This window comes from Rhabdothermincola sp., assembly GCF_036846205.1.
Classification (GTDB): domain Bacteria; phylum Actinomycetota; class Acidimicrobiia; order Acidimicrobiales; family Acidimicrobilacustridaceae; genus Rhabdothermincola.
The window spans coordinates 1-2,260 of the sequence record NZ_DAIUCK010000180.1; the positions used below are offsets into that span (position 1 = coordinate 1).

The following is a 2,260-nucleotide window of genomic DNA, read 5'->3' on the forward strand; positions in this document are numbered from 1 at the left end:
CGTCTCGAGCATGCCCCCCACGAAGGCGTCCACGCCCAGTCCGGCGGCCGCCTCGCACACCTCGCAGGCTGCTCCGATCCCGCCCAGTCGCGCCGGCTTCACGTTGAGCACCCGGGCCGCACCCGTCTGCACCGCTCGGCGGGCCGCCTCGACCGAGCCGATGCTCTCGTCGAGCGCGATCGGTGTGGCGGCGCGTGCCCCGAGCTCGGCCGCGAGGTCGAGGCGACCGGCGGCGAAGGGCTGTTCCAGGTACGCCAACCCGAGCGAGTCGATCGTCGCGGTCGGGAACGGCGTCCCGCCGTCGCCGTAGGACCCATTGGCATCCGCGGCGAGCGACACCTGCGGGAAGCGCTCACGCACCGCACGCAGCGGCTCGACGTCCCAGCCGGGCCGGATCTTGAGCTTCAGGTGTCGGTACCCCTCAGCCACCCGGGCCGACACGGCTGCCAGAAGCTCGTCGAGGTTGGGAACGAGACCGATCACGGCGCAGGTCTCGACCCACCAGCGGCTCCCCCCCAGGTGGGCCGCGAGGGACTCGTGCCGGGACCGGCAGTCGAGGTCGGCCAGCGCGGTGTCCACCGCCGCACTGGCCATCGGCCGTGTCCGGTCACGCCACGGTCCTCCGGCAAGCATCGCCGGGATGATCTCCCCGCGCAGCGCGTCCCAGGAGGCGGTGCCGGTCTCCGTGGCATAGCCGGGCGCGCCGAGCGATGAGCATTCCCCCCAGCCCGTGACCCCGTCATCGGCGACCAGCTTCACGATGGTGACTTCACGCACGGTCTCGGCGCCGTGCGCCGAGACGAACGGCGTGCGCAGCGGGAGGCGGACCAGCATGAGTTCCGCCCGGACAACTCGACGGTCCCCGGGTGCTGGTTCGCCCACGCGCTCAGGCGGGGATGGCCCCGGCGATACCGACGTAGCGGCTCCAGTCAGCCGGTATCCTCGGCACCGCGACGGCCACCCAGCTCATGTGCGACGGCACCTGGGGGCGACGCCGTAAGCGCATCGAGGTCTCCTCGAGGAGTCGATCGCGCTTCGCGCTGTTACAGCGACCGCACGCAGCCACGACGTTCTCCCAGACGTGGCTTCCGCCACGGCTGCGCGGCACGACGTGATCGATGCTGTCGGCCTTGCGGCCGCAGTACTGGCACACGCCGCCGTCGCGCAGGAAGACCCCGCGCCTGCTGAGGGCGGCGACCCTGCGGTACGGCACCCGGACGTAGCTGCGCAGCCGCACGACGCTCGGCACGCTGACAACCAGCCGCTCGGAGCGCATCACGTCGCCGGACTCGTGGACGACCTCCGCCTTCTCGCTCAACACCAGCACGACCGCGCGTCGCACCGGGACGACCGACAGCGGCTCGAAGGAAGCGTTGAGCACGAGCGCCCGGCTCATGCCGGGGCAGGGTACCCAATCAGCGGGCGGTGTGGCGGCCGCTACGGGTCGAGCCGGTGCCAGGACCGGCACCAGTGCAGGTAGGTGACCACGTCGCGTGGTTCGGGCTCCCGGTCGGGATCGCCGTACGCGGTCTGAAGCCGGAAGCGCAGGTACGACCGGTCCGGCAACGGCAGGTGCGGGCGGGCTGCCCACCAGCGGGGGCGGGCCAGCACGAACACCTGCCGGAGTGCCGTCGGCCACAGGGACGGGTGGCGGGCCACCGCCAGCGTGGCGCGCACGACCCATCGGGTGCTCGGACCATCGCCCACCTGGCGGACCCTACCGGGTGCTCACGCCAGGACGGGACAGCTCAGTGAACCACCACACCGATGTCGTGGCCGATGCCTGCCCATCCGACCGCCGCGGCGCCGACGAGCGGGCCGGCGTCCCCGAGGCCCGCGGGCACGATCCGAGCCCCGGCCGCGAAGGCGAGTCGCGCTCGCCGGTCGAGCTCCGCTTGCGCGGCGGCGAAGAACGGGACGCCGTAGCCCAGGGCCACCGAACCGGCGACCACCGCCAGCCGCAGATCCAGCAGATTCGCGACCGACGCGACGGCCCGACCCACGTGGGTGCCGGCGCGGGCGATCACCTCGGGGCTCGCCTCGGACGCAGGACGGCCGGTGATCCTGGCAATGGCGGTGCCCGACGCTTCGGCCTCGAGGCAACCGCGCGCCCCACACGGACAGGGGTGGCCGTCCGGTTCGACGTTCACGTGGCCGATGTGGCCCGCGTTCCCCTGCTCACCACCGAGGAGCCGCCCCTCGAGCACGATGCCACCACCGACCCCCGTGGACACCACCATGCCCACGAAGTTCCCGACCC

At 72.9% G+C, this 2,260-nt stretch carries 4 protein-coding genes; all 4 read right to left on the bottom strand.

The genetic code is table 11. The features are described 5' to 3' along the window. On the bottom strand, positions 1-834 hold an 834-nt coding region (locus tag V7004_RS15695; RefSeq protein WP_334145195.1), incomplete at its 3' end, for an enolase C-terminal domain-like protein. A gap of 52 nt (positions 835-886) precedes the next feature. Next, complete coding sequence (locus V7004_RS15700; RefSeq protein WP_334145197.1) at positions 887-1,396, bottom strand: HNH endonuclease; 510 nt, start codon at positions 1,394-1,396, stop codon at positions 887-889. A 41-nt stretch (positions 1,397-1,437) separates the two neighbouring features. Beyond that, on the bottom strand, positions 1,438-1,707 hold the full coding sequence (locus V7004_RS15705; RefSeq protein WP_334145199.1) for a hypothetical protein: 270 nt from the start codon (positions 1,705-1,707) through the stop codon (positions 1,438-1,440). Positions 1,708-1,748: 41 nt separating this feature from the next. Further along, positions 1,749-2,260 (bottom strand): ROK family protein (locus tag V7004_RS15710; RefSeq protein WP_334145203.1); only part of this gene is annotated, 512 nt, incomplete at its 5' end.